The 25,066-nt window shown below is 48.2% G+C and carries 20 protein-coding genes and 2 tRNA genes; 13 read left to right on the forward strand and 9 right to left on the reverse strand.

Annotated features, from left to right (window positions below):
• Positions 1-247: 247 nt before the first annotated feature.
• The 7 genes from ACO6VE_RS06910 (at position 248) to ACO6VE_RS06940 (ending at position 6,321) form a co-directional block, all read left to right on the forward strand.
• A complete protein-coding gene (locus tag ACO6VE_RS06910; protein WP_422447259.1) occupies positions 248-835 on the forward strand; it encodes a sigma-70 family RNA polymerase sigma factor in 588 nt (195 codons plus the stop codon).
• Positions 832-1,488, forward strand: a complete 657-nt coding sequence (locus ACO6VE_RS06915; RefSeq protein WP_422447257.1) for a ChrR family anti-sigma-E factor — start codon at positions 832-834, stop codon at positions 1,486-1,488. The genes ACO6VE_RS06910 and ACO6VE_RS06915 overlap by 4 nt, the downstream gene beginning before the upstream one ends.
• 106 nt (positions 1,489-1,594) lie before the next feature.
• Positions 1,595-3,724, forward strand: coding sequence for a DNA recombination protein RmuC (gene rmuC / locus ACO6VE_RS06920; protein ID WP_422460506.1), 2,130 nt, complete (start codon positions 1,595-1,597; stop codon positions 3,722-3,724).
• Positions 3,725-3,903: 179 nt separating this feature from the next.
• Positions 3,904-4,686, forward strand: a complete 783-nt coding sequence (locus ACO6VE_RS06925; protein WP_422447253.1) for a hypothetical protein — start codon at positions 3,904-3,906, stop codon at positions 4,684-4,686.
• Between the two features lie 42 nt (positions 4,687-4,728).
• Positions 4,729-5,142 carry an SDR family NAD(P)-dependent oxidoreductase gene (locus ACO6VE_RS06930; protein WP_422447251.1) on the forward strand — a complete coding sequence of 138 codons (414 nt, stop codon included), beginning with the start codon at positions 4,729-4,731 and terminating at the stop codon, positions 5,140-5,142.
• Positions 5,143-5,157: 15 nt separating this feature from the next.
• Positions 5,158-5,248 (forward strand) — tRNA-Ser (locus tag ACO6VE_RS06935).
• Between the two features lie 449 nt (positions 5,249-5,697).
• The gene (locus ACO6VE_RS06940; RefSeq protein ID WP_422460508.1) at positions 5,698-6,321 is read left to right on the forward strand and encodes a MarC family protein; all 624 of its coding nucleotides are present in this window, start codon (positions 5,698-5,700) and stop codon (positions 6,319-6,321) included.
• Between the two features lie 227 nt (positions 6,322-6,548).
• Here the strand turns inward: ACO6VE_RS06940 and ACO6VE_RS06945 are convergent, their stop codons facing one another.
• Complete coding sequence (locus ACO6VE_RS06945; RefSeq protein ID WP_422447247.1) at positions 6,549-7,283, reverse strand: hypothetical protein; 735 nt, start codon at positions 7,281-7,283, stop codon at positions 6,549-6,551.
• Between the two features lie 379 nt (positions 7,284-7,662).
• Here ACO6VE_RS06945 and ACO6VE_RS06950 point away from each other — a divergent pair, with 379 nt between their 5' ends.
• Both ACO6VE_RS06950 and ACO6VE_RS06955 read left to right on the forward strand, forming a co-directional pair.
• Entirely contained in the window at positions 7,663-8,658 is a 996-nt protein-coding gene (locus ACO6VE_RS06950) for a hypothetical protein (RefSeq protein ID WP_422460510.1), read from the forward strand.
• Positions 8,659-8,976: 318 nt separating this feature from the next.
• Positions 8,977-9,840, forward strand: coding sequence for a DMT family transporter (locus ACO6VE_RS06955; RefSeq protein WP_422447241.1), 864 nt, complete (start codon positions 8,977-8,979; stop codon positions 9,838-9,840).
• Between the two features lie 50 nt (positions 9,841-9,890).
• On the opposite strand, the gene ACO6VE_RS06960 is transcribed toward ACO6VE_RS06955, so the two are convergent.
• Positions 9,891-11,888 (reverse strand): hypothetical protein, encoded by a 1,998-nt coding sequence (locus ACO6VE_RS06960; protein WP_422460512.1) that lies wholly within the window; start codon positions 11,886-11,888, stop codon positions 9,891-9,893.
• 261 nt (positions 11,889-12,149) lie between these two features.
• Here ACO6VE_RS06960 and ACO6VE_RS06965 point away from each other — a divergent pair, with 261 nt between their 5' ends.
• The 3 genes from ACO6VE_RS06965 (at position 12,150) to ACO6VE_RS06975 (ending at position 13,645) form a co-directional block, all read left to right on the forward strand.
• Positions 12,150-12,758 carry a hypothetical protein gene (locus ACO6VE_RS06965; RefSeq protein WP_422447237.1) on the forward strand — a complete coding sequence of 203 codons (609 nt, stop codon included), beginning with the start codon at positions 12,150-12,152 and terminating at the stop codon, positions 12,756-12,758.
• A 99-nt stretch (positions 12,759-12,857) separates the two neighbouring features.
• Entirely contained in the window at positions 12,858-13,433 is a 576-nt protein-coding gene (locus ACO6VE_RS06970) for a hypothetical protein (protein WP_422447235.1), read from the forward strand.
• A gap of 135 nt (positions 13,434-13,568) precedes the next feature.
• Positions 13,569-13,645, forward strand: a tRNA-Arg gene (locus tag ACO6VE_RS06975).
• A gap of 222 nt (positions 13,646-13,867) precedes the next feature.
• On the opposite strand, the gene ACO6VE_RS06980 is transcribed toward ACO6VE_RS06975, so the two are convergent.
• The 6 genes from ACO6VE_RS06980 to ACO6VE_RS07005 all read right to left on the reverse strand — a co-directional run bounded on the left by ACO6VE_RS06980 (position 13,868) and on the right by ACO6VE_RS07005 (position 21,625).
• Positions 13,868-14,824 carry an ankyrin repeat domain-containing protein gene (locus ACO6VE_RS06980; protein ID WP_422447233.1) on the reverse strand — a complete coding sequence of 319 codons (957 nt, stop codon included), beginning with the start codon at positions 14,822-14,824 and terminating at the stop codon, positions 13,868-13,870.
• Between the two features lie 163 nt (positions 14,825-14,987).
• Positions 14,988-16,823 carry an ABC transporter ATP-binding protein gene (locus ACO6VE_RS06985; protein WP_422460514.1) on the reverse strand — a complete coding sequence of 612 codons (1,836 nt, stop codon included), beginning with the start codon at positions 16,821-16,823 and terminating at the stop codon, positions 14,988-14,990.
• An 11-nt stretch (positions 16,824-16,834) separates the two neighbouring features.
• On the reverse strand, positions 16,835-18,700 hold the full coding sequence (locus tag ACO6VE_RS06990; RefSeq protein WP_422447229.1) for an ABC transporter ATP-binding protein: 1,866 nt from the start codon (positions 18,698-18,700) through the stop codon (positions 16,835-16,837).
• Positions 18,701-19,068: 368 nt separating this feature from the next.
• Positions 19,069-20,358: a hypothetical protein gene (locus tag ACO6VE_RS06995; RefSeq protein ID WP_422460516.1), complete on the reverse strand. Its 1,290-nt coding sequence runs from the start codon at positions 20,356-20,358 to the stop codon at positions 19,069-19,071.
• A 42-nt stretch (positions 20,359-20,400) separates the two neighbouring features.
• The gene (locus ACO6VE_RS07000; RefSeq protein ID WP_422460518.1) at positions 20,401-21,396 is read right to left on the reverse strand and encodes an SET domain-containing protein; all 996 of its coding nucleotides are present in this window, start codon (positions 21,394-21,396) and stop codon (positions 20,401-20,403) included.
• Between the two features lie 70 nt (positions 21,397-21,466).
• Positions 21,467-21,625, reverse strand: coding sequence for an Mpo1-like protein (locus ACO6VE_RS07005; protein WP_422460561.1), 159 nt, complete (start codon positions 21,623-21,625; stop codon positions 21,467-21,469).
• Positions 21,626-21,705: 80 nt separating this feature from the next.
• On the opposite strand from ACO6VE_RS07005, the gene chrA reads away from it, so the two are divergent.
• Positions 21,706-22,848, forward strand: coding sequence for a chromate efflux transporter (gene chrA, locus ACO6VE_RS07010; protein WP_422460520.1), 1,143 nt, complete (start codon positions 21,706-21,708; stop codon positions 22,846-22,848).
• A 16-nt stretch (positions 22,849-22,864) separates the two neighbouring features.
• Here chrA and ACO6VE_RS07015 read toward each other — a convergent pair whose 3' ends face one another.
• A complete protein-coding gene (locus ACO6VE_RS07015) occupies positions 22,865-24,889 on the reverse strand; it encodes a hypothetical protein (protein ID WP_422460522.1) in 2,025 nt (674 codons plus the stop codon).
• Positions 24,890-25,066 lie beyond the last annotated feature (177 nt).

Here is a 25,066-nt window from a genome sequence, read left to right on the forward strand (position 1 = left end):
GGTGCATGGGGGCAGGCCGTTGTCATTATTCTCGGTCAGCCTCCTGGATTTGAGTGAATTTGGCTGTTCAATCAACCTCTCTCTACCTCTCAGATGAGGTAGAGAGAACCGCTATTTTCTGTTGAGGAAATGCTACGCAGGACGTTTAATAGAGGTATTATGCAGGACAGTGGCTGTATCCATCGTGAAAGATCCTTGTTGGCACTTTTTACGTACAACCACTTATGTATAAGAAATTTAAAGAATTATGGCACATCTTCGGCTTGTTGAAACCTCTATGGAATTCAAACCTGATCAGGTAGCGCAAAAGCAGGACTTCAGGCTCGTTCTTGTTGGTCTGGCGAAAAGTCGTGATAAACAGCTGTTTATGCAGATTTACGACTACTTCGCCCCGCGGCTGAAAAGCTTTCTGGTCAGGAAAGGGGCGAATGAAGAACTGGCTGAAGAGCTGGTTCAGGAAACCCTGTTATCGGTATGGCGCAAGACTTCCAGCTATGATCCGGCAAAAGCAACAGCGTCCACATGGATTTTTCGTATCGCAAGAAATCTATGGATTGATCGGCTTCGTAAAGAGAAGCCTGACATGCTCTCCCCGCTGAACAGTTATCCCGAGGCAGGTTACACACCCAGCATGGCGGCCTGTGATTCAGGGCGACTAAAAGATGCCCTGGGTGCCCTGCCTCAGCAACAGGCTCAATTGGTTTATAAAGTGTATTACGAAGGAAAATCCCATCGAGAAATCGCCGAAGATATGGACATGCCCATTGGCAGTGTCAAGTCTGGCCTCAGGCTCGCATTTGATAAATTACGGGTTCGCATTGGAGGTGGGTCATGAACTGCAATCACCACCCCGATGACAGCACCCTGCTCAGCTACGGTGCCTGCAGCCTGCCGGACGCACTGTCCATGGTCGTTGCCTGTCATCTGGCGGTTTGTGACCACTGTCATGACAAGGTTGCAGACGCTGAGCTGATCGGCCTTGGGCTGATGGAGCAGGAACCGTTGGAATCCATATCCAAAAGCTCCCGGGATTCGATGCTGGCCATGTTGGACGAACCGGTCGACGAGGCATATTTTGAGACCCGGACAACACCAGACGATCAACCTGACGGCGATATTCCGGCTCCTCTGCGCCCAATGATTGGCCAATGGTTCAGTGATCTCCACTGGCGTACCATGGCTCCGGGCATGAAGCAGTTTGTTCTGCCAGCTTCTCAGGGCAAATTGCGACTGCTGAAAATTTCCCCGGGCACCTTTATGCCGTCCCACGGCCACAGTGGCTCTGAACTCACCCTGGTCCTTAAGGGCTCCTACAGCGATGAACTGGGTCGCTTCTCTGTGGGCGATGTGGCGGATGTTGACCCGGATATCACCCATCAGCCGGTTGCTGATACCCACGAAGGCTGTATCTGCCTTATTGCAACGGACGGCCCTCTGCGCTTCAAAGGTCTGGTTCCACGGCTGTTACAGCCATTTTTTCAGCTATAAATGCTGCAAGTCAGGTCTTTAGCAAGATTTTTTGCTATTGACCTGAACTTTTATCTCGATGAACCTGTCAAAAAGTCATTCAGTGTAATTCCAGAGAGATTGTTTCATGACGCTTACTGCCCTCGTCGTAGTTGCTCTAGCTTCACTGCTGTCGTTTGCAATGGCGTGGTTCGTCTGCCGACAGACCCAGCACAGCCTTCGATTGCAAATGGAACGGGAGGTGGATGCCCAGCATCTGCAGATTGCCCAGCTGACAGACCAGAAAGCCGATCTGCAGGACGAGCTGACGGAACAGAGCGTGGTCATGCAGGAACAGCTGGACGCTGGCAAAGCCCTTCTGCATCAGGAGACGTCACGTCTTAACGAGCTGGCCCATCAGCATCAGGTGAAGGTCGGGCGGCTGGAGGCCATGCTGATTTCAGAGCGCAAGCGTGAAGCAGAAAAAAACAGGGATCTTCAGGATCGGGTAAAAGAACTGGCTGCTGAGCGCTCTGGCCGGAGCCAGGCTGAGCAGCGGGTAAAGGAGCTGGAAACCCGCCTTGAAGAACAACAGGCGCAGAACCAGAAAGCCCTGATGCAGCTTCAGGAAAACAAGGAAGCCCTCAAGCAGGAGTTCAAACACCTGGCCCACGAAATCTTTGAAGCCAGGGGGAAAGTGCTCTCTGATCAGCACCATGAGCAGCTGCATTCACTGCTGGCACCGTTCAGGGAGCAGCTGGGTGAATTCCGTAACAAGGTTGAACAGGCTCACCGGGAAGACAGTGCCAGCCGGGCGGCTTTGAAACAGCAGCTGGAAACCATGCATCAGCTCAACCGCAAGATGACCGACGATGCCGAGAATCTGGCTAAGGCGCTAAAGGGTGACAAGAAACTCCAGGGCAACTGGGGTGAAATGCAGGTTGAGACCATTCTTGACAGTAGCGGCCTGATCAAGGGGCAGGAATACCAGCGGGAACCCAACTTCAGGGATGAAGAAGGCCAGAACAAGCGGCCTGACTTTATTGTTCACCTGCCTGAAGGTAAACATCTGATTATCGACTCCAAGGTGTCGCTGGTGGACTACATGGCGTATGTCAACGCTGAGACCGATGCTGACCGTGATACTGCCATGGTTCGCCATATCCAGAGCATCCGCAACCATATCAACAGCCTGAACCAGAAAGACTATCCGAGCCTGCCGGAAATAAAGGCCCCTGATTTTGTCTTTATGTTCATGCCAGTAGAGCCGGCATTTATTTCGGCATTCCAGTATGACCAGAAGTTGTTTAATGATGCCTTTGAGAAGCGCATCGTGGTTGTCACACCCACTACCCTGCTGGCCACCCTCCGCACCGTTGCCAATCTGTGGACCATTGAGCGGCAAAATGCCAGCACCCGTAAGCTGGCTGACAAAGGCCGTCAGGTGTACGACAAACTTCGTGTTTTTGTTGAGAAGATGGAAAAGCTGGATATCCAGCTGGGAAATGCCCGCACCACCTACGACGATGCCATGGGCACACTGAAGCACGGTCGCGGAAACCTGATTGCCCAGGCGGATCAGTTTCTGGCTCTGGGTGTTAGAGTCAAGAAAGAATTGCCCGCCAAAACTCTGGAAACAGCCGACCTGGAGCCACTGGAAGCAGAAGAGTTATTGGCACTTGAGGCGGAGGCACCGCCAGCCGTTGCGCCGGTTGATGACATGACTGCCCCTCAGGAGGCCGTGCCCTCTGTGCCAGAGTCTGCACCTGAGACCGCAGAGGCCTCTTCTTCCGTCGACACCACTGCACAGCCGAGAACACCAGAAGCCGTCGGGGAAGAACCAGTATCCCCGCCCGCTGTGGATAACCCGGTCTCAGACGAAGTGAAACGTTATCCACAGGCTGAAACCGATGCCGCTGCTGACCGGACTCCTGACAATACAGAACAGTCTGCTGTGCATCATCAGAACCCTGGCTCAGCTGATCTGGCTTCACTGGAGGCAAGGCCCGATCCGGAATTTGCCCAGGCCACTGACAGCCTGTACCAGACTGATCTTCCCACTGAAGACTGTACCGTTGTGGATGAAGGTGAACTCCCGACTGCGCCGGACTTTTCTATGCTGGAGTCCAAGCTTTCAGAACTGGGCATTGACATGCCTTCGCCTGAAGGGGAGCTACCATCTCTTGAAGCTGAACTGGCGAGGCTGGAACAGGAGCATCCCGAATATTCCTGGTCAGACTATGAACAGCAGTTCCGGTCAGAAGATCCCCCCTCATAGTGACGCCTTTTAAATTGCGTATTTCTCCGAAGCTCATGAGATGTCATTAAGCAGGTAGCCTGTTGGACTTAAGGCTCTCCTGCTGCGGTTGTGAAAAATTGGTCTGAAAATTAGGGCAGGGAATTATCTTGCTATTTAAATGTCTTTCCACGTATGGATTTATGTTGGGGAAGACAGCAGTGAATACTTCAATCACCAGGCAATCCGTTTTTCACAGTTTACAGGAAGCAACTAACACTCCTCATAAAGCGCAAAGTCAATCAGCATCATGGGGTGGCTATGGTCTAACTTCCTTGGAGTCAGCAAGAGGCTGGCTTCTAATGGCTCCACTTGGGGACAGAGAGAAAAGTCATTTTCAAAAAATTACGGCTTCAGAAAAAAATGTAATTTATCTTACCGGCAATAAAGAAAGTCCAGACGATAAACACTATATTGAGCCGGTGGATAAGCTACCTGAGTACATACTCAATGATACCATTTTAGATTGTTACTCTTGGTGTAATGCTGGTGATACAGTTAGTGATATTATTACTGAATACAGTAAAACAAGCGGCTACGGTGTATTCTTGGGGAAAGTTGACATCCCGTGTGTTTATGAATTTGCATTACCACAACGTCGATATTTTCATTTTGCGCCAGCATTCCCTCGCCTGGAGTCAGAGTTGACAAAAGGGCATACAGAACATATTGCATTTTTTACAAGTTATGATTTTTTTTGGGAGACTAATACGTGGAATGCCTTTACCACCGGGCATAGGTACTTAATTTCACTTATGCTTCCCAATTATGAGGTTAGCTCTAAAAAACAATTCTCATATACGCTAACAGAACTAATGTCTTTACCGCCAGATCCGGACAAGTTCTTCCCCGGCGGCTCGATATATAGAGAATCTGCAGACAGGTTCCACTCATATCAAACAAAGGAAACTTCTGGCTTTGCGTTCTCTGGAGATAAGCTTTAGCGTGAAGCTGAAATTATTGACAGAGCCTGAAAGAGAAAAACCATGCCTACCAACAATAAAAATGTACTGATTACCGGATGTTCCAGTGGCATTGTCCGGGAACTGGCTTTGGAGTTTCAGCAAAGAGGCTATCGTGTCTGGGCAACCGCCCGCAACCTGCAAAGCACTCAGGCGCTGGCAGAGCAGAATATCAAGGTGCTGGAACTGGATGTGACCTGTGAGTCGCAGGTGCATGAGGTTGTGCAGCATATTCTCGGCAGCCAAGGTCATTTGGGTATGCTGGTGAATAATGCTGGCTATGGCAGCATGGGGCCATTAATTGATATGCCCGGTGAAGAGCTGGAGCAACATGTTTGGTCTGAATCGCTTTCGGTAATTTTTTTGTCGGTAGGTATATATTTTTTTTGCCTTTGTGAGAAAGGTGATATAAAGTACGCCACCTGTTCGGGGCGATAAGCGTTTTGAGCAAATGGTGAGGTGTCCGAGTGGCTGAAGGAGCACGCCTGGAAAGTGTGTGTACGTTAATCGCGTACCGAGGGTTCGAATCCCTCCCTCACCGCCATATACCTTTCTCTACCTCCTTGATTTTCTCTCCTTTTATTCCACAAGCTTGTTTCAGGTTTCAGTTTTGTTCGAGAAGTGTTTTCACAAAACCTGATGATCTGAATTCACTGATTTAAAACTTGAGTTTAGAGTCAACTTTTCTCTGCGAACTCTGAGAATTACACATTGCATTGGTTTAGTTAATGAAGGCAGGAACAGCGCAAGTTCATAGCGAACCTGACCAATGACATGATAACGAGTTTCTGTGAGTCCTGAACTGCGACCAGAGGGTGACAGTCTCTTAACCAAAAATTTCAGCAGACGCCTACTGCACCGATGAATTTAGCGTGAACTCACTGCATAACCGACAATTTCAACAGTAGCATAACAATATTTGTCTATATTATTCCTGATGGTGTTTCTGATTGAATAGCACAATTCTTTTTCTCCGAAATATTGCTGGAGTAAATGATGGGCAAAGATTTTTATACACATGCAGTGTCTGTTTTCTTGGGATTTTTTGCAATTATGAATCCGATAGCAAACACAGCAGCCTTTAATGGTTTGGTAGGAAGCAGTGACAGTAGTGAGAGATTAAGAATTGCAGCAAAATCTCTCACAATAACTTTCGGTATAGTGTTACTTTTTTCCGTTTTAGGTAAAGGTATTTTTCATGTTTTCGGAATTACACTTCCAGCGTTAAGAATTTCGGGAGGTATTCTTGTTTTTCTTGTTGGTTACCACATGCTGAATGGTAACGCTTCAAGTTTACAGTCCAGTCATAAAAGTAATCTCGAAAATATTGCAGTTTCACCTTTAGCAGTACCTTTGCTTGCAGGGCCGGGAACCATTGCAACAGCTATGAATTATTCTGCATCTGGTGAGTTAACCAGAGTTTTGATGACCATTTCCATTTTTGCTCTTTTGTGCCTGATCACTTTCTTTTGCTTTATATTCAGCTCCAGGATAATGGCACTGATTGGAAAAGGTGGGCTTGATATTGTTACGCGATTAATGGGATTGATTTTGACAGTCATTGGTGTTCAAATGTTGATAGCGGGTGTTTTAGAAATTGTAAGCCATTTGACGTAATGTCTAAATTACAGAGTTTTTGACAGTAGCTATATTGCCCTTAAAGGTTGAAAATAAATTACTAAACTTCGTTAGCCAGACGCATTGTAGTGCTAGCGAAGCTTAGACCTACAAAGCCGTTTAAAGAAAACATAGTACTGGTAGGGACTGACGGCTTTTTCAAAGACTATCTTGTCATTGGCTAGCAATAAACTCCAGCAGACACCCGTGGTGCCACTGAAGTTACATTAATTGGTTACAAAAAACTCTCGCAAATATGCAATATGCTGATCTTCTATACGTTTCAAAGGGCTTTCATTATCTCTATGATTTAAAACTGCATCTTCGTATGAATCAATACCTGTAAACAGTTTGGTTACTTCATACAAATTGAGCGAAAATGATTTTTTCCATAATTGAGATTTTAGAATGCTGCTATTTTCCGATATTGCATAATCAGGATTTAAAGTGTCAAATTCAGATGACTCTTCATAATTCTCAAGGTATGTTAATCCATCAACAAACCTGAATTGAGGTAATGATCTTAATGTACTGCTGTTAGTTAGAGTGTGTTTAATGGGTACTTCTTCGTAAACTTCATTAACCCACTGACTGGATTTTATAGATGTAGAGCGAGGAATCTGTGGATCAAATATTCTTAAGCCATCTTCTGTTTTACCCATAATAAAAACATGATGATTATAACTTTTTTTAAAGTAAGTGATTATTCCATTGCCTGCGTGAGTTGCAATAACTACCACTACCTTTTTGGTTAATTCATCCGGTAGTTTCTGTAGGGTCTCAAGAATATTATTGTTACATGAATGGAGGTATTTTGGTTTCTTGAACTCTACAATAGCATGATCAATTCTTGATGTTTCTTGATTTGTTAAAAAATCCAGTGAATGTTTAGCTGTAGTTTCCGGTGATTCACATTTTTTACACTGCATGGCGCTGGAGGAGATAGTCTGTAGTGGCTGCATATGAGAAGTTCCAGGAGTTGGTAAAGTTTTACTTCGTTGAGAGAAGACAAGTCATGATGAAATTAGTTCCAGATGGTTGTGTATATCTGCAATTAACCATCCAAAACAGGAAAAAACTGTCTTCAAAAATGATGATGAAGTAAAACCGGAAAGATTATGGTCAAATAAGAAATTTTGAATCTTTTCGAATTGGAGTGGTCTAACCGTACTGCCGATAAAATCCCATAGAGTGTGAGATTGGTACTATGCAGCCGACGTATAATGAGAATATTAATTCAGCCTCCTAGAGGTTCTGCACAGATATCATCATTAAGAAAATAGTAAAACGGGATGTTAGCAAACTCATGTTAAGAGATCTTGTTCTCTACGAGGTAATGGTATGATTCCATCTTCTGTGAACGATCTATCATATAGGAGTTGGTATTTTGATAAAAGTAACCCTATACACAAGGGAGATACTGGAAAATTAAGTAAACGCTCTTTTCGAGTGATGAAAAGAGTATCTCCTTATCCACTGAAACTTACCTACATACCTGTTTCTGATAAAGTGCGAAGACCTCTCTCCTTAAGTCTGGAAAGTGGCAAAAGTTCAGCAACGCAGGCACTGATTAAAGTACTTTCGGCCGGTCAGGTTGACTGGGGTAGAGCATTAAAACTATTGCAAAGAGGAGGTGATCCTTTTGCCTATAGAGGAAGTGCTTTCAGGCCCAATGTGTTATTTAATGTTATTGTTGATATTACCAATACGCCAAAAATTGAAGCAAAAAGAAATTTAAATTCAAAAGAGCGGGAAGAGTTTATTGCAGTGCTTCTGAAAAGAGAAGGAGTTGAATCTACATTGCTGGAATTTGATGCGACACCTTTTGTAAATACGCCATTTACTGCAGCAATTGCAGCCAGAGATAAAACTTTATCAAGAGCTTTATTAAATTATCTCAAAGAAACAAACCATGAATTATTGATTACGCCAAATCAAAAAATAATGTCAGGACAGTTTGGAAAAAATACCCCCCTGGTATTAGCAATTAAAACAAACAATGAAGAGCTGGCTTTGGATCTATTACCTTTTTATACCAATGAGTTACTGCGTCAGCGTATAACATGGGCAAACAGTAATGCTCTTGAACTGGCTCATTTAGCAAGATTCAATCGTCTGCTTCCCGTCATGGTGGCAACAGCTCAGGGTCTTACAATGGATGAAGCTACTCATTTTCAATCATTGTATGATGGATGTCCGCGTGGGAATAATATATGGCATGATTTATATGAATCAGATATGTTCCTTAATGACGAAGGAGATTTTATTGAGGATAGAGAGAGAGTTTTAAATCCTGTCCTCTACCATACTTCACAATATATTCATAAGCCTGTTTAACTTGATTGGTGAGGTAGTCGTGAAAAGTTTATTTTTCTATTGCATTTTTTATCGGATTATCTCAGTCATTTCTCACCTTGTTCACCGCGTATAGTTGTACCAACAGAGTCTATTCAACCATGCCAACGTCTGGTACAGTCGGGCAGTAAAAATCCGAAAAACTGTTTCAATAGCCTTAAGTCCGACAGTCTCCTGGTCTGCAAGCCATGAGGAAAATTGCATAACACCTGGTATTTGACGTTGTGTCCGGGATGCCTTCGGTGTCCCGTAACCCAGGTGTTATGTTTTTACCCAACTCATTAAATATTTAATTCAATAATGAAAGCAGTTATACTCACTACAATATCCCTCCTGGCTTTTGCTGGAAATTCCATTCTTTGCAGAATGGCTTTGGGTGAACAAGAAATAGATGCTGCAAGCTTTACTTCTATTCGTCTCTTGTCTGGTATCATTTCTCTGGTTGTACTCTATAAATTACTAAACCCTGGTGACAAAAAAATTGCAAAAGGCAGCTGGTATGCTTCCGTTATGTTGTTTATTTATGCCGTTACCTTCTCCTATGCATACATTATTTTAGATACCGGAATTGGGGCACTAATCCTGTTTACCTCGGTGCAAATCACCATGATTCTGGCCAATTTTATTTCAGGCGTAAAAGTTCGCTTCATTGAATGGATTGGTATTACTACCGCTTTTTCTGGCTTCATGTATTTGGTGGCACCAACCTTATCCACACCTTCCCTGAATGGTTTTATTCTGATGGCAGTCTCTGGCATTGCATGGGGGATGTATACGTTAGCGGGTAAAGAATCCACCAATCCGTTGAGTGATACAATGTGTAACTTTATTAGAACGTTGCCTTTCCTTATCGCCCTGACAGTTCTTACTATTGAATCCTCACACCTTTCCCTGAAAGGAATTATTCTTGCAGTTTTGGCAGGCGCTCTGACCTCAGGCATTGGTTATACCCTGTGGTACATAGCATTAGGCAGACTTTCTGCAGTACAAGCTGCTGTTGTGCAACTTCTGGTGCCTGTAATGGCAGCAGCAGGCGGCACATTACTCATTGATGAGGCTGTATCCATGCGATTGGTTCTATCCTCAATTGTTATACTTGGTGGGATATTCACGGTGATATCCGGTAAACAATACGTTGGGAAACCTCTGCAAACAAAAAAATAACACAAACGAGCGTCTCCGGAGTCAAAAGTAAAAACGATAGCACCGGACATTCATCGGGCAGCCCCCAAATCAGGCGTGATCTGCCAGAAAGTGAGGACCTCTTTCCCGTTGTGATATACCCTGGTTTGTAAAGAACGGCTGCAGGAGCTGAACTCAAAATCTCTGATCTGTCCTTCTGGCCGCCATCGGTTTTTTTCCTGCCAGGTTCCGTCGCTGCTCAACCCAAGGAGCAACAGGCTGCCGTCGTCGGTTCGTGCGGCAAGCAGGCAGCCTTGCCGGTTAAAGTGTGCCTCCAGAATAGACAGGTTAACACGTTGCATCGACCATTGACCGCTACCAGTGTACCGATATATTTCCGTGCTCTCTGACTTACCTCCGCATACCAGCGCATTGCCCCGGGGGCTGGCCTTCAGGAGGGTGCTGGAATTCAGTGCGTGTTCCCACTCCCACTGTCCTGACTCACCACGGTACCAGATACTGGCTCTCAGTTCATTGTCGTCTACACTAAGCGACGACGCTGCCATCATAAAACACAGCAGCCGTGAGTTCATGGAAAACTTAATGTCTGGCAGGTCCCGCAGCACTTGCCCGGCTCCCTCAATATAAGCCTGATCCTCCATAACCGGCGCACAGCTGTCGTCGTCCAGGCTCCAGATGTCGAACCCATTGATAGTGGCAACAACCAGCAGTCTGCCATCAGGGCTAAAATCAACGCTGAGCAAAAAGCAGTGGTGTGGGTCACTGTGTGTTTTGGTAATGGTCACCTTGTGTGACCAGCGTTGGTTATGGTCAAGCCCGGCAACTTTGACATAAAACTCTTTTTCTTCACCCGGAATCGCCTCATCGTATATCCCGAGGTCATCAGACCATGCGGCAAAATGGCGACTATCCGGGCTGAATGCCATATCAAACTCCATATTGTCAAACAGTCGGTCATTGTCCAACGCTGCCCGACTGGCTGCAGCAGCATCACAGCTCAGGCCAAAGTCAATTTTGCTGCTACATGACCATAACCCATCGTCACCCCGGGTTATGAAAGAAACCTCAGCTCCGTCGAACAGGGCAAGATATTGGCTATCAGGACTAAAACGAATTTCATGATTATCACCCCAGCTTAAAGCATTATTATGCCGCCAGTTGCCATCGGTCCCGCAACACAGGATGGCCCCTCCCGATTTACGGTCAATGCACACCAGCGACTTGCCATCGTCGGATACGATCATTTCATTTATACGACGGTGACCCAGGCTGTGATAAATATCGGCTCCTGTCATTTGCTGAACCTCGGACCAGTTACCGGAATCACTGCGCCTGACAACTGACAACAAGAATTCGTGAGCACTACCACCGCGGTCAGGCACGGATGGCTCACCGGACGACCGGCGAGAGGGGAGAAACAGAATATTGCCCCCGGGCTGGTTGTGCATGTTTATTCCCGTCGTGTAATCCATCGAACACTCCCGATGCCAGCTACCACTGTTGTCCGGAGCCCAGATATGCATGGCTCTGGCCCGGCTGTCTTCATTGATCAGGCAGTTGTGGTTGGTGTTCAGGAAAAAAGCCGACACAATCGGCAGGAACTCCATACGCCCGGAAGCTTTCAGAGTGACTGATGGTGCATGAATCACCTGTTGACAGAAATGGTTGGTGTAATAGGCACAAAGCGCTTCTGGTCTGCACTGGACAGGGTGACAGGGACTGAAAACGGTGGGTACCGTCCTGAGGTGGTGCAGCAGTTGCTGATTACCGGTGGCCATCGCCTGATAAAAATGCTGCTCTGCCTTTGGCAGGGATAAAAAGTACTGGTAGTACTTGTGGAGCTGGCTTACCGACAGGCCACATTTATCATGCAAAATGGTACGTACCCTGCGGGACGACAACTCCAGGTTAGCCAGATCTTGAATCGATAGATAACTTAACAGGTTAGCCAGTGAATCACCCGACAATGTGCCAATAAACCGGCCAAAGCCACTGGCCGAAAATTCAACGGGACTTTGTACATCCTGATGGACATCGCTGGTTTTGAGGTGTTTGACGACGCAATACATAGACAGACCTTCCGGCTAACCTGATAACAGGAAGGTTCAGGATAGTAGAGCCTGCGGAGAATTAAACCGAAGATTGATGCTATTCGGAGCAGGAAAACAACATTGATGTGGATAAAGAATTGCCGATGATGACGCAGTTTAGCTCACTGGACCGTCATTGTTGTCTGTTATCGTATCTGACTGGCCTGTTAGTGATTTATGGCAAGGCAAATTGTTAACTGGTAATCCAATTCCTAATAAAGCTCATGGAGGTAGCGTATTATGGATGCTGCAAGTTTTCCTGTCAGTCTTGATCAAACAATAAAGCCTATCCCTTCCACTCGTGAGGCAACGTTCAGAGCTGTAAAATGCTTTGGTCGAATTGTATGCAAGATGGCCATCGTCGTTCCTTATGTTTTGTTTCACGCCTTTAGCATAGGCACTGAACACATATTTGGTGCCGGTGGCGCTGTTGTCGGTGCCGTAAGAGGTGGCACTGTCAAGCTGGCCAGAGCGGCAGGAGCAAAGCTTGGCCTGTGCGAGAGGTCAACAAAGCCTCTGAAGGAATACATCATCAAAGACTTCCATCGGGGTGCTAATATTGGCTGGCTTCCCGGTCAAATCATTGGAGCAGCTGTGGTGGCGTCCAATTTACTGCTGCTTGCGCACCCCATCACACTTGGTGTTTGTGGCGCTGTTTTTGGCACATACGCCATTGCAGAAGGTGTCATTGCCTACAAGGAAATCAAAGCCACTGGACACTCGGATACGGAAGAATTTTCCAAAAATTTATTGAAAGGTACCCGTCAACAGGTCAGAAATTTTCATGATTTCCTTTATGGTGAACTGGATGAAGGCAGTACTTTCAACCCTAACGATATAATTCACTAAAAAAATAGTCGTTTAATGAGCCCGGTTTATTCCCTGTTAATGCAGCTAATTCCTGCAGCAGGGATTAACCAATAAGAATACTAATGGAGGTAACATAAAATGGATTCTGTCACCGTTCCTGTCGTTCCTAATGCAACAACAACACCCATCCCTTCAACTGGAGAGGCATCGGTAAGAGCTGCAAAGTGCTTTGGTCGAGTTGTATGCAAGTTGTTTATAGCTGTTCCCTACGTTTTATTTGAGTCCTTAAGCATAAGTACTGAGGTCATATGTGGTGTCGGTGGTGCTGCTGTCGGTGCCATAAGAGGTGGTTCTGTCAAGCTGGCCAGAGCGGCAGGAGCAAAGCTGGGTCTGTGCGAGAAGTCAACAAAGCCCCTGAAGGAATACGTCATCAAAGATTTCCACCGGGGTGCTAATCTTGGCTGGCTTCCTGGTCAAATCGTTGGTGCGGCTGGGGTCGTGGCCTCTTTGCCGGTGCTTGTAAACCCAACCATGCTGATTGCTGAGGGTATTAATTTTGGAATTTACGGCCTGGTAACCACTGGATTTGCCTACGATGAAATAAAACGAGATGGGCATTCATGTGCTGAAGATCATTCCAAAACTATGTTGAGCGATCTTCGCCATCAGTTTAGAGAGTTGCATGATTTCATCTATGGTGACAAACAGCCTTGACAGTCTGCCCAGGGCAGTTGAGTGTTTCTCTGAATATACGCTGGTTTGCCGAGGTCAGCCTTTCTGCCAGTGAGTTGAACGATTATTGTTGACTCCGGCAGGAATTTAAGTATGATTCGCCCTCGTTGACGCAGCGCGCTCGTAGCTCAGCTGGATAGAGTACCTGGCTACGAACCAGGCGGTCGGAGGTTCGAATCCTCCCGAGCGCGCCATATCAGAAAAGCCCATCTTGATGATGGGCTTTTTTTTGTCCGCAAAAAAGTAGCTGTTAAACTTCTGTCGTGTTGTTACGCAAGGGATTACCAGAAGGCGGGCTCTGCCACTGACAAAAAACAGGTTTGTGACAAATTGGTTAATCCCTACAGAAGAGTTGCGTAAGACATACTCCGGTAAGCAGTGGCGTTGACGATGCAGTTAAAACCGGATAATTCTGATTATCGTGGTTTTTTATTAAAGCTAAATAATCTCCATCTTTTTTTTGAGTGGGCTTTTAGATTCTCCTCGGCAGTGATCAGGGCTTGTCGGCAGGTCTCATTGTTCAGGAGGACTGCGAGTTTCAATGGGGTGGCTCCTGAAGTCGTGGTAGCCTTGATACTGGCCCCGCCATTGAGCAGGGGTTCCAGGCAGGCTATGCTATTTCGCCAGACAGCGATGTGCAAAGGGGTGGCTCTTGGAAGCATGGATCTTGAAGCCGTGACAGCGTTGATATTAGCCCCGCCATTGAGCAGGGTTGGCAAGCAGTCTATGTTGTTCTTGTAGACAGCGATGTGCAAAGGGGTGATACCATCCTCAGAAGGGGCGGCGTTGGGATCCGCCCCTGCATTGAGCAGGGTTTGCAGGATGTCGCTATAGTTTTTCCGGGCAGCAATGTACATAGGGGTAGACCCATCAGCCAGGGCGGCGTTGACATCTGCCCCAGCAGCAATCAGGGTTTGAACGCAGGCGAGATGCCCCTTGAAGGCAGTCACGTACAGTAAATAAACATTTTTCCCTGTAACTGCAGATCTGAACGTCTTCCGGGCAATGGTTTTATCCTGCGTCAACAATTTTTGTAACGTTTCCACGTCTCCAGTTCTGCAGGCTTGCAATGGCAGATCTTCGCAATAGGGGGAGTCTTCATGAAGCAAGGCACCCGATTCTCGTACCGCCGGTAACGGAAATTGCCGACAAATCGGACACGCCGAGCGAGAGGTTATAGGTGTTTCACGCATGTGTTCAGCGAAACAGTTCACATGATAGCGATGCTGACATTCAGTCACGATGACGGGAGATACTTGACGCCCATCGAGTTGCTCGTAGCAGATGGGGCATTCGTTTTCATATTCTCTTACCTCCGAGATCATATCTTCTAACAACTCGCACATTGCGGGTTGGGCTGCTGAAATATGCATAGGTCAGTCTATTCCTCATAGTGTTTTAGTACTTAGGTTACAAAAAACCGGAAAAGTTCAAACTTTCGTACAGAAATAGAAAAACTGCCGATGACATCCTCTGCCAACAGGGGGGGGTAAGCCCCGCAGCCCAATTATTCATTATTAGTTTATGGCCGGGTTATCAGGCGCTGGCTGCGGTCACCATCAGGCCTGACTGCGCAGTGGTGCCCAGCTGCTCTTCAGTTTGCTGTGCCAGGTAAAGATCGCGATAGTGTCCTTCCTGTTGCAGCAGCTGTTCATGGGTGCCACGCTGAACAATTTTGCCTTTATCCATCACCAGAATCTGGTCGGCATCCTGAATGGTTGACAGACGGTGAGCCACGGCAATGGTGGTCCGGTTTTCCCGCAGAGTAATCAGCGCCTCTTTAATATGGTGCTCTGTCTCACCATCGATATTGGCGGTGGCTTCATCCAGCAGCAGAATTTTCGGATTCTGGGCAATGGTCCTGGCAAATGACAATAGCTGCCTTTCACCGGTGGACAGTGCTTTGCCTCCGGGGCCGGGCTTATGTTCATAGCCTTCTTCCAGCCCCCGGATAAACGGGTCCGCATGCACTTTTCTGGCCGCTGCCTGAATGTGTTCATCGGTGATCTGGCGATGGTTCAGGCTGATATTTTCGGCCATCGTGCCACTGAAAATATAAGGCTCCTGGAATACCAGACCCAACCCCTGGCGCAATGTGTCTTCCGGCAGGGTGGACAAAGGCTGGTTATCGATCAGAATCTGGCCTTCCTGGTGTTGATAGAAGCGCATCAACAGGTTGATCACCGAGCTTTTACCACTGCCACTGTGACCCACAATGGCAACAAACTGCCCCGGCTCGACGGTGAAGCTGACATTATCCAGCGCCAGGTTTTTCGAGTCATAAGACAGTGTTACGTTATTGAATGCCAGCTTACCACTATGAATCTCCGGGCTCTGACCATTGCCCTGACCATAGTGGGTGTCTTCTGTCTTTTCGTTCAATACCTGGAACAGTCTTTCTGAGGCCACCAGAGATTGCTGCAGGCTGCTCATCTGCATGGTGATCTGCCGGAAAGGTTCAAAGAATCGCCCAAGGTAATTGATAAAGGCGTAGAGCGTACCCACTTCGACCAGAGAAAACCCGGACCGGTAGCCAAACCAGCACACCACAACGGCCAGGGCAATACCATTGAGCAGGTGCGTGAAAGGCATCAGCAGCAGGCTGTCGATATTGATGTTCTTTTGCTTGAGCTGGCTCCACTGTTCATTGTCCCGGTCAAACTGTTGTTGCAGGTGCGCTTCCTGTCCCATGGCCTGGATAATACGCATGCCATTCAGGGATTCGTTGACACGGGTATTGATGTTGGCCAGCTGGCTGCGAACTCCGTGAATGACAGGGTGGCTGATTTTCTGGTAGAGGTGAATCGCCAGCAGCATGACCGGAATCAGCAGTGCTGTCATCAACATCAGCCGGATATCCAGCAGGGCCATGGCAATAAAGATACCCACCACCCGGAAAAAGGCCTGCAGAATCGCCGGAATCACGCCCACAAACATCTGGCGCAGTACTTCCGAATCATTGGTGATGCGGGATACCAGGCGGCCGGTTGGTTCGCTGTCAAAATAGTACATGGGCAGCTTCAGCACATGGGCGAATAGCATCCGTCGAATGTCGTGCACCACCTTCAGGGCATTTTCCTGAAACATCACATTCTGTATGTATTGTAGAATGGCCGAACCCAGATAAGTACCAAACAGGGCTGCACCCATGATGGCAAGGCCCATATATTCATGAAGGGCATCATTCACTCCGGGGGTGATATGTTCATCCAGAATGATCTTCATCAGCCACGGTGCCAGCATTTCCAGGCTGGTGGCCAGCAGCAGGATCAGAAAGGCACCCAAAAACGGCCATTGATAGGGTTTGGCATAGCGAACCAGCCTGGCCAGTCCCCGGTAGCCTGATGTTTTTTTCTCGTCGTTGGCGATCACTGCATTATTCCTCAGGCAACATCGGACCGTTTGTTCACGGCATCGGGCTTCACTTCCAGGGGGTGCAGCAGGGCTCTTGCCTGCTGTCGGAAGATTTTTGCATACCAGTGTTCGGTCGTATTCTGTTCAGGCGAGTCGGTGGCTTCTTTACCGTTAGAGAGCAGCTGTTCATGGTTGCCCTGCTCGATAATACGACCACGATCGAGTACCAGAATATGGTCCGCCTTAATCAGCTCGGGTAGCCGCTGCGTGACCAGAATGATGGTTTTCTTACCTTTCATGGCCATCAGGTTTTTCAGAATACGGGCTTCGGTTTTCATATCCAGGGCACTGAAGGCATCGTCCAGCAGCAATATTTCACTGTCAGCCAGCAGGGCCCTGGCCAGTGCCAGACGTTGTTTCTGGCCTCCGGACAGGTTGATGCCGTTCTCACCCAGCAGGGTGTTGTAGCCATCCTTAAAGCCCATGATTTCGTCATCGATAGCTGCCAGTCTGGCGGCCTGTTCGACGGCCTGCTGGCTGGCATCCGGTGTGGAGAAGCGAATGTTGTCGGTGATGGTGCCGGAGAACAGCATGGGCTCCTGGGGGACCCAGGCCAGTTTTTTCCGCAGGGATGCCACACTCAGCTGTGGCAGCGGAATATTGCCCAGTTGGATGGAGGAGCCCTCAGGCAAATCAAATTCACGCAGGATCAGCCGGAGCAGAGTACTTTTACCGCTGCCGGTACGACCGGTAATCCCGATAAATGCGCCTGCGGGTATCTCGGCAGAGATACCCTGCAGTACCGGTTTCTGGTCCGCAACGGAGTCATAACCAAATGACCGGATGTTTATCGAAAGACGTGTGTCGTCCGGAGCCTGTCGTGCATCCGGCGCATTACTCACTTTGGGCTGGCGGGACAGCAGTTTTTCCAGACGCCCCCAGGAGGCACTGCCGCGCTGGAAGACATTGAACTGCCAGCCAAATTGCAGCATGGGGCCGAGCATCTGGCTAAGGTAAAGGGTGAAACTGGTTAACAGGCCCACCGTCATCTGTCCATGGCTGATCAGCCAGGCACCACCCACCAGGGCCAGTACAAAAGAGAGCCCGAAAAACAGGCTGATACTCGGGCCAAACAGGGCATCGACCCTGGCAACGCGGCTGTTCGCTGCCACCGCCTCCATGGACAGCTGTTCAAAACGCCGGGTTTGTCGTTCAGTCAACTGGTGTGCTTTGACCGCACGAATACCGGTGATGGATTCACGGGTCTCTTCGTTCAGATTGGAAAAAGCAGCCTGAGAGCGACCAAAGCGTGAGTACAAGGCCACACCGTAGCGCTTGGTCGCCCAGACCAGTACCGGGAAAGGCAGCATCGCCAGTAGGGTCAGTTGACCACTGACGAGGAATATCATGGCGAACAGAACGGTAAAGCCGGCGATCAGGGAGTCCACCAGGGTCATGATCCCGACCCCAACGCTCTCCTCAACCGCATTGAGGTCATTGGTGGCATGGGCCATCAGGTCACCGGTGGTATGGTGCTGGTAAAACTCCGGAGAGAGCCGGGTGAAATGGGCAAACAACCGGCTGCGCTGCTGACGAATCAGCTCAATGGAAGCACCGTACAGCTTGGCTCGCCAGATATATCGGAAGCCATAGACGACGATACCCGTAATCAGTATCCCGGCAACATAACCGGCCAGTTCCCGGTTGGTAAGGCTGTTGTCTTTGATACTGTCAATCACATGGCCAATCAGCCAGGGTGGCAACAGGTTCAGGACAGAGACAATCTGCAGACAGATAAAGGCCAGCAGGTATTGCTGCCAGTAGTCCTTCAGAATAAACCGGAGTTTCCAGAGTAGTTTCAATGAACGGCCTTTTGGGTGCTGGGCGTTTAACACTTTTCATATCGCTTTCTGTGTTGCCTGCTGCGACTGCTTGTTCAGGAAGATATTGGCATGCCGAGGAAGAAAGCGCGATGAATTTAAAATGGTTCTATTGTGCTAATTTATAACCGACCATTGAACTGAAAATGATTCTTATCGTCAACGAGGTGATTACCGAATTCGGTGTTCGGAGTACGAGGCAGTGATGTGGCCAGGGGGGGCGGATAGGGGAATGGTTGCTGATAGTTACCGCTTGAAATACAACGCCTGACGTAAGTGAGCGACAGGTGGTTGCGGGTGCTGCACCTGCCGGAAAAGTCTCGTCCAGGGAGTATCGAAAAAACAAGGTCAGCACACCCACACGACCTCAACCGCGAAATACGTCAATGTCGCGGGAGTAATGTTCTTTTGTGACTTGACCGCTGATTGTGTTTTCGGATTTCTTCCGACACATAATAAGCCGGTGCGGCAACAAACGGTGATATTGGCGTTTTGCCGGGCACATCATCACTGAGTTTTCTGACTATGGCAAGACGACTTTGCAAAATCTTGTTATAACGTGCTTTTTCCTCAGCTGCGGTCCCCGCCAGGCACGATTGTTTGTGGGCATCAGGATCGACGTAGTAATCCATCAATAACTCCTGTCCGGCAGCAATGCCCTTGACGGCAATAGAGACGGGGATCGTAAAATTGCCAAAATCGGTTGTGATAGCGATAAACTCCACAGACGTATTGACATCTTCGGTCCTGTTGGCGGAATTCACAAAGTGAAAAGGCGTATAACGCTCGTTGTCCGGCAAAATGGCGACCAGACTAAAGGGGTCGTTAACCGCCCCTTCCTGAGTGTATTTTGAAAGCGTGCGCTGCGTTTGCTCTTTACCCCTGAGACCGGCCATCATGGTTCGGTAGTAACTCATGAAATCTGGCATATCGTCAGTAAACTTCTGATGCAAATATTCAAGTTTCCAATTGTGATTTTTTTTAGTCCACGATGGTTTGTTGAGTACATACCCGATACCCGAATAGATCCCGAGCAACTCCCCTTCTGGTACTTTCGCTCTGGCAAATACGCCGTAATTTTTTTCTGCCCCGTCAGGGCCGGTAAAACCATAATCAACCAGACGGTGTTCAAACCGCGCCAGAAAGTCTTGCCGGGCCTCAGCCTCTGACATCCGCAGCTGATCAATGACCCAACGCTGAATAAATGCATACTGCCCAATAGTGGGAGTCAGCAGACGATGGGCAAAAGGGGATAGCCAGACGTATGGCTGGTAGGTGTGCCCGCAAGGGAGGTCAGAATCGTCACAGACCACAGTCTTGCCAATTGGTTTACTGAGCGCATCGGGTCGATAACTGCCAGCGGTGATAATCTTAATACCGCTATGGGGTAACGGCTCATTCCGGGCCGACAAAACTTCTGTTTCTGTTATTACCCGGGCGATTAAGCCGGTGTCTGGTGGTGTGTCCGCATCATCTGCGGATCGCTCCCCGGTAACGCTATGTTCGCTACCATGCCCCGGGTGGGCGAGTCCGGGTAAACGACTGTGAGCAGCAACGACGTTACGGGCGTAGGCCACACCCTGGGGCTGGCTATCCTCTGGTTTAGCGGTGTTGGATGACTGTCCTTCCACAAAACTGGCCATCCCTTGAGATGATAAGGCATTGGGCTGCATAATTGGTCACTTGAAGCTGACAAGAGTGTTGGATCAGACACATTATTTGCCCGAAAATTCCATGCCCCGGCACTGATGTTTTTTGCGACTTGCCCGCCGACCGTTTTTCCGAATTTCTTCTGACACATAATAAACAGGTGCGGCAACAAACGGTGATATAGGCGTTTCGCCCGGCACCGCGCTATTGACCAGACAGGCCATGCCAAGCTGGTTCTGCAGATTACTGTTATGAATCGCCCTTTCCTCAGCGGCGCTCAACGTCAGTATCACTTGTTGTTCGGCATCAGGATCAACACAGTAATCCAACAATAGCTCCTGCCCGGCAGCAACTCCCCTGGTGGCAATACAGACGGGGACCGTGAAATTGCCAGAACCGGAATAGATCCCAAGCAACTCCCCTTCTTCTACCGGCGTGCTGGCAAAAACGCCGTAATTTTTTTCTGGCCCGCCAGAGCTGTCAGGACAGGTAAAACCATAATCAACCAGCCGGTGTTCAAACCGCGCCAGAAAGTCTTGCCGGGCCTCGGCCTCTGACATCCGCAGCTGGTCAATGACCCAACGCTGAATACCTGCATGCTGCCTAATAGTGGGAGCCAACAGACGATGGGCCCAACGGGATATCCAGAAATATGGCTGGTAGGTGTGTCCACAAGGGAGGTCAGAATCGTCACGGATCACCGGCTTGCCAATGGGTTTACTGGCCATAGCGGATGGATAACTGCCAGCGGTGACCACCTTAATGCCGTAATCAGGGAGCAACTCATTCCGGACAGATAACGCCTCGGTTTCTGTTATTACCCGGGCGATTAAGCTGGTGTCTGGCGGTGTGTCCGCATCATCTGCGGGCCGCTCTCCGGTAACGGCATGTTCGCTGCCACGTCCCGGGTGGGCGAGACGGGGTAAATGACCGTGAGCAGCAATGACGTTACGGGCGTAGGCCACACCCTGGTGCGGGCTATCCTCTGGTTTACCAGTGTTGGATGACTGCCCTTCCACAAAACTGGCCATCCCTTGAGACGATAAGGTATTGGGCTGCATAATTGGTCGCTTGATGCTGACAAGAGTGTTGGGTCAGACACAATATTCGCCCGAAAATTCAATATCCGGGTTAACCTTTGCGAAAGCGCCCGAGCAGAAAGTCTTTAAGCATGACCCAGTCACCCAGAAAACTGTAAACAGGGTATTTAAAGGTGGCGGGTTTGTTGTGCTCAAAAAAGAAATGCCCGACCAGTCTGACCTGAATATTGGTGGTATTGCTTTTGATCAGAAAAAAGAATCAATATACATAATAAACAACAGCTGTTTATCATTGGCTAATAACATTATTAATATTTTGGTAAGTTGCCTGTGGCTAAGTTATTCACTATTTTCTGGCGGTTTTTCCTGCTGGGCTGGACCAGCTTTGGCGGCCCGGCTGCCCATATCGGATATTTTCGTAATACCTTCGTTGAAAAACGCCAGTGGTTAACCGATGTTGAATATGCTCAACTGATTGCTCTCAGTCAGTTCCTGCCGGGCCCCGGTTCCAGCCAGATCGGCTTTGCCTTGGGCTACCGGAAGGCAGGATTGCCCGGCGGCATTGCAGCGTTTGCCGGTTTTACCTTACCGTCTTTTGCGATTCTGCTGGCGGTAGCCATGAGCAGTCAGCTGTTTCTGTCTGCTGACTGGTACCAGGGGATGATTGCCGGTTTGAAACTGCTGGCCGTTGTTGTGGTGGCGGATGCCACGGTGCAGATGTTCCGGTCTTTCTGTAAAAGTCAGTTGACTATTAGTCTGTGTATTTTCAGTGCCGCCCTGTTGCTGGTGTTTCCTGGTATTCTGGTTCAGATGGCTATTCTGGTTGCAGCTGCCCTGATTGGTTATCGCTGGTTGCCGGGCAAGGACGACAACCAGATCAGGTGCCGCTTTGTTTTCTGGCCACTTATTCTGTTTGCCATTTTACTGTTAGGCCTGCCTTTGCTGGCTGATTATTCCCCCCTGGCAGCCGTGATCAGTGACTTCTATCAGGCGGGCAGTATGGTGTTTGGCGGTGGCCATGTGGTTCTGCCATTGCTGCAGAGCACAACGGAAGGCATGATCAGCACCGATACCTTCCTGACTGGCTATGCCGCAGCCCAGGCGGTACCTGGCCCGATGTTTACCCTGGCTACGTATCTCGGATATTTTGCTTCCGGGTCGACTCCGATTCTGGGAGCTATTGCCGCGACGCTAGCTATATTCCTGCCTGGTTTTCTGCTGGTGATTGGTGTCCTTCCTGCCTGGCAGGCTCTGGCTGCACGAGCCCGGATTGCCGGGGCGATTGCCGGTATTAACGCTGCTGTTGTCGGGCTGCTGCTGTCTGCACTTTACTCGCCGGTATTTACCTCTGCGGTGCATTCGGCAATGGCGATGGCTCTGGTTCTGATTGGCTGCTTCCTGCTGCGTGCATTGAAGATTTCTGTTTTCTGGCTGGTGGTGCTATTTATTGGCGTTGGCGTGTTGGTGCTTTAAACCACTGCAAATGCAGTTACATTTTATCCAATTCACTTTGTTGGTATTTGCAGTCCGGTGGAAAGACGATAAAGGTGTGACATTTTTCAATCTTCTCCTCATTCGTTATATCCAACAATGTCAGGTTCTCATCACACATGTTGTTCTTATCAGTTATGATGATTCCTTTAATCTGATAGCCATCCTTATGGAAATATTTGTTTGCTTTTATTCTTGCAAATTGAGTACCAGAGGACGTTGTATTGCCAATTTGGTATCCTTCAGGACTTTCAACCCTCCAGTGCCCTGGTAAATTTTTGGAATCTGTATCTACCTTGTACATCGCCTCCATTGAATTCAAGTGTTTGGTTGACAACACCATTTCAAGAACCCGGATATTTTCGATTATCTGTTGCAGCTTATCCAATGTTAACGTGTCCTCCATCCCCATACGCCGGGTAAGTGTTTGCAGTAAATCACCCTGTGCTTCGACAGGGTGAATTGAAATCACTTTGGCTATGTCTTCCAGGTTGACCGAGAGCTGCCCGGTGGTGAGTAATTGTTGATGCTTAAAAGGTGAAGTAGCAAAGTTAGCGACTGCTGCCCTGTGGTTAACACGTAAAAATGGTAAGTCCGCGAATGCAAGTTCTATATCAACGAGATTGTATGGGTTTTGATCGAGAATGATGGACCAAAAATGCTTATCTACGATGGTTTTCAACAGGGTCTGATCCAGGTTAGCGAGATTGGCCAGGCAGGTGAGGGCCAATGGGTGAGAATATTTGCCGTGTAAAAAATTACCGGCCCAGTTGCTGTCAAGAAAACCGTGCTGTCTGGCAATAGCGTTGGCAATGACCGGCGGAATAAACCCAATAAAAATGGGCGCTGAGCCCGGGCGTAAATCACTGCCGCTGTCTGCACAGACTTTGTTCATGGCTTTGCGAACGATGCCCTGCATTTGTTCCCGTTGGAAAAAGCGCTGTTCATGGTTCGTGCCATTATTGCCAGCAAGGAAAGAGTAGGTATTGAGATGTTGCAACATATTCAGGGCGAGCAGACGTTTGGGAGTGTCGAGTTCATTGCTCCGGATAGATTCCCATCGAATAGCAGCAGGAAATTTCTGGACATAGTAACGATCCGCAACGGTACCATTGGGTTTTGGGATATTTTGCGCTTGAAGCAATGCTTCTATCTCAGCACCGACCCTGGCAAGTACCGGTATTTGCGTACTGAACTCTATCATCGAACGGCAACACCTGGTAAGCGCTGTAAGTTTCTCAGGAGTGTCAACACCATTGAATATGTGTTCAGCAATATATAGGACGACAAAGTTTCGTAAATTATCGATATCCTGGCATAGCGCAGGACTGAGAAATGCTTCCGGTAAAATCAGGGCGCTCTCACTGAAGGCAGAGTAATTGATGCCATTTTCATTAAACAGGCGACACAGGGCCGGTGGAAACAGGCGTTCTTTTTCCCCGGCAGTTAACTGGTCGCCAGCCATGAACGCTAAAAAATCTTGTGTATAAATCAGTGTGGTTAGTTGGTGATCGGGCCCAAATGCCATCAGATTATTCGGGTGGAAAATTTTATTGTGCTCACCGGGATCTGTCTGTGGAATCCGGCAGATTGGACAGGATTCGGCAATATTTTTTGTTGCTTTGCCATCAACAAGCCCAAAGTACTCCTCATTTTCACTGGCCACAGGAAACGATAATTGTCTGGTAGAGCTTTCTGGCAGATGTGATGCATTCTGAGCGCGAAAGACATCCAGCCAGACGTTTTCGCCTGCACGCTCTGCTTGCTTCAATAGCCCGCTTTCTTCAATAAGGCTGCCTGTGAAGCCCACCATAAACTGGTCTGACGTTGGGCGGGAAACCAGATATTGGCCGGTTTGACTGGCTATAGCGGATTGGAGGTCAGGGCGATTAAGGCCATTAAACAGTATCCAGGTGAGCTTTGATGTTTCTTCGGCCTTCAGTGATTTGATTTTTTCGACCGTGTCGGCATTGTTCAGATAATGAATCAATTCAGTAGCATCCTTGTTAATCAATTCATTCACTTTTTCCACAATGCAAGCAAATAACTTGTCAGAATTGTTGGTTGGCAAGGGGGCGGTAATGCTTTCAATGTGCTTGTATTCTCTGATTTTTTTTGGATGATTTGCAGGCTGGTACTCAATATCGGGGTGGTTGACAGACAGAGCGGCGCTAACCTTTTTTTCTGTTTCACTGTTCGC

The organism is Endozoicomonas sp. ALB115, assembly GCF_049310245.1.
Classification (GTDB): Bacteria; Pseudomonadota; Gammaproteobacteria; order Pseudomonadales; family Endozoicomonadaceae; genus Endozoicomonas.

Bases quoted from the DNA above. Each gene is read 5' to 3' on its own strand.
- ACO6VE_RS06910 (WP_422447259.1), top strand. From the start codon at position 248: ATGGCACATCTTCGGCTTGTTGAAACCTCTATGGAATTCAAACCTGAT.
- ACO6VE_RS06915 (WP_422447257.1), top strand. From the start codon at position 832: ATGAACTGCAATCACCACCCCGATGACAGCACCCTGCTCAGCTACGGT.
- rmuC (WP_422460506.1), top strand. From the start codon at position 1,595: ATGACGCTTACTGCCCTCGTCGTAGTTGCTCTAGCTTCACTGCTGTCG.
- ACO6VE_RS06930 (WP_422447251.1), top strand. From the start codon at position 4,729: ATGCCTACCAACAATAAAAATGTACTGATTACCGGATGTTCCAGTGGC.
- ACO6VE_RS06940 (WP_422460508.1), top strand. From the start codon at position 5,698: ATGATGGGCAAAGATTTTTATACACATGCAGTGTCTGTTTTCTTGGGA.
- ACO6VE_RS06945 (WP_422447247.1), bottom strand. From the start codon at position 7,283: ATGCAGCCACTACAGACTATCTCCTCCAGCGCCATGCAGTGTAAAAAA.
- ACO6VE_RS06950 (WP_422460510.1), top strand. From the start codon at position 7,663: ATGATTCCATCTTCTGTGAACGATCTATCATATAGGAGTTGGTATTTT.
- ACO6VE_RS06955 (WP_422447241.1), top strand. From the start codon at position 8,977: ATGAAAGCAGTTATACTCACTACAATATCCCTCCTGGCTTTTGCTGGA.
- ACO6VE_RS06960 (WP_422460512.1), bottom strand. From the start codon at position 11,888: ATGTATTGCGTCGTCAAACACCTCAAAACCAGCGATGTCCATCAGGAT.
- ACO6VE_RS06965 (WP_422447237.1), top strand. From the start codon at position 12,150: ATGGATGCTGCAAGTTTTCCTGTCAGTCTTGATCAAACAATAAAGCCT.
- ACO6VE_RS06970 (WP_422447235.1), top strand. From the start codon at position 12,858: ATGGATTCTGTCACCGTTCCTGTCGTTCCTAATGCAACAACAACACCC.
- ACO6VE_RS06980 (WP_422447233.1), bottom strand. From the start codon at position 14,824: ATGCATATTTCAGCAGCCCAACCCGCAATGTGCGAGTTGTTAGAAGAT.
- ACO6VE_RS06995 (WP_422460516.1), bottom strand. From the start codon at position 20,358: ATGCAGCCCAATGCCTTATCATCTCAAGGGATGGCCAGTTTTGTGGAA.
- ACO6VE_RS07000 (WP_422460518.1), bottom strand. From the start codon at position 21,396: ATGCAGCCCAATACCTTATCGTCTCAAGGGATGGCCAGTTTTGTGGAA.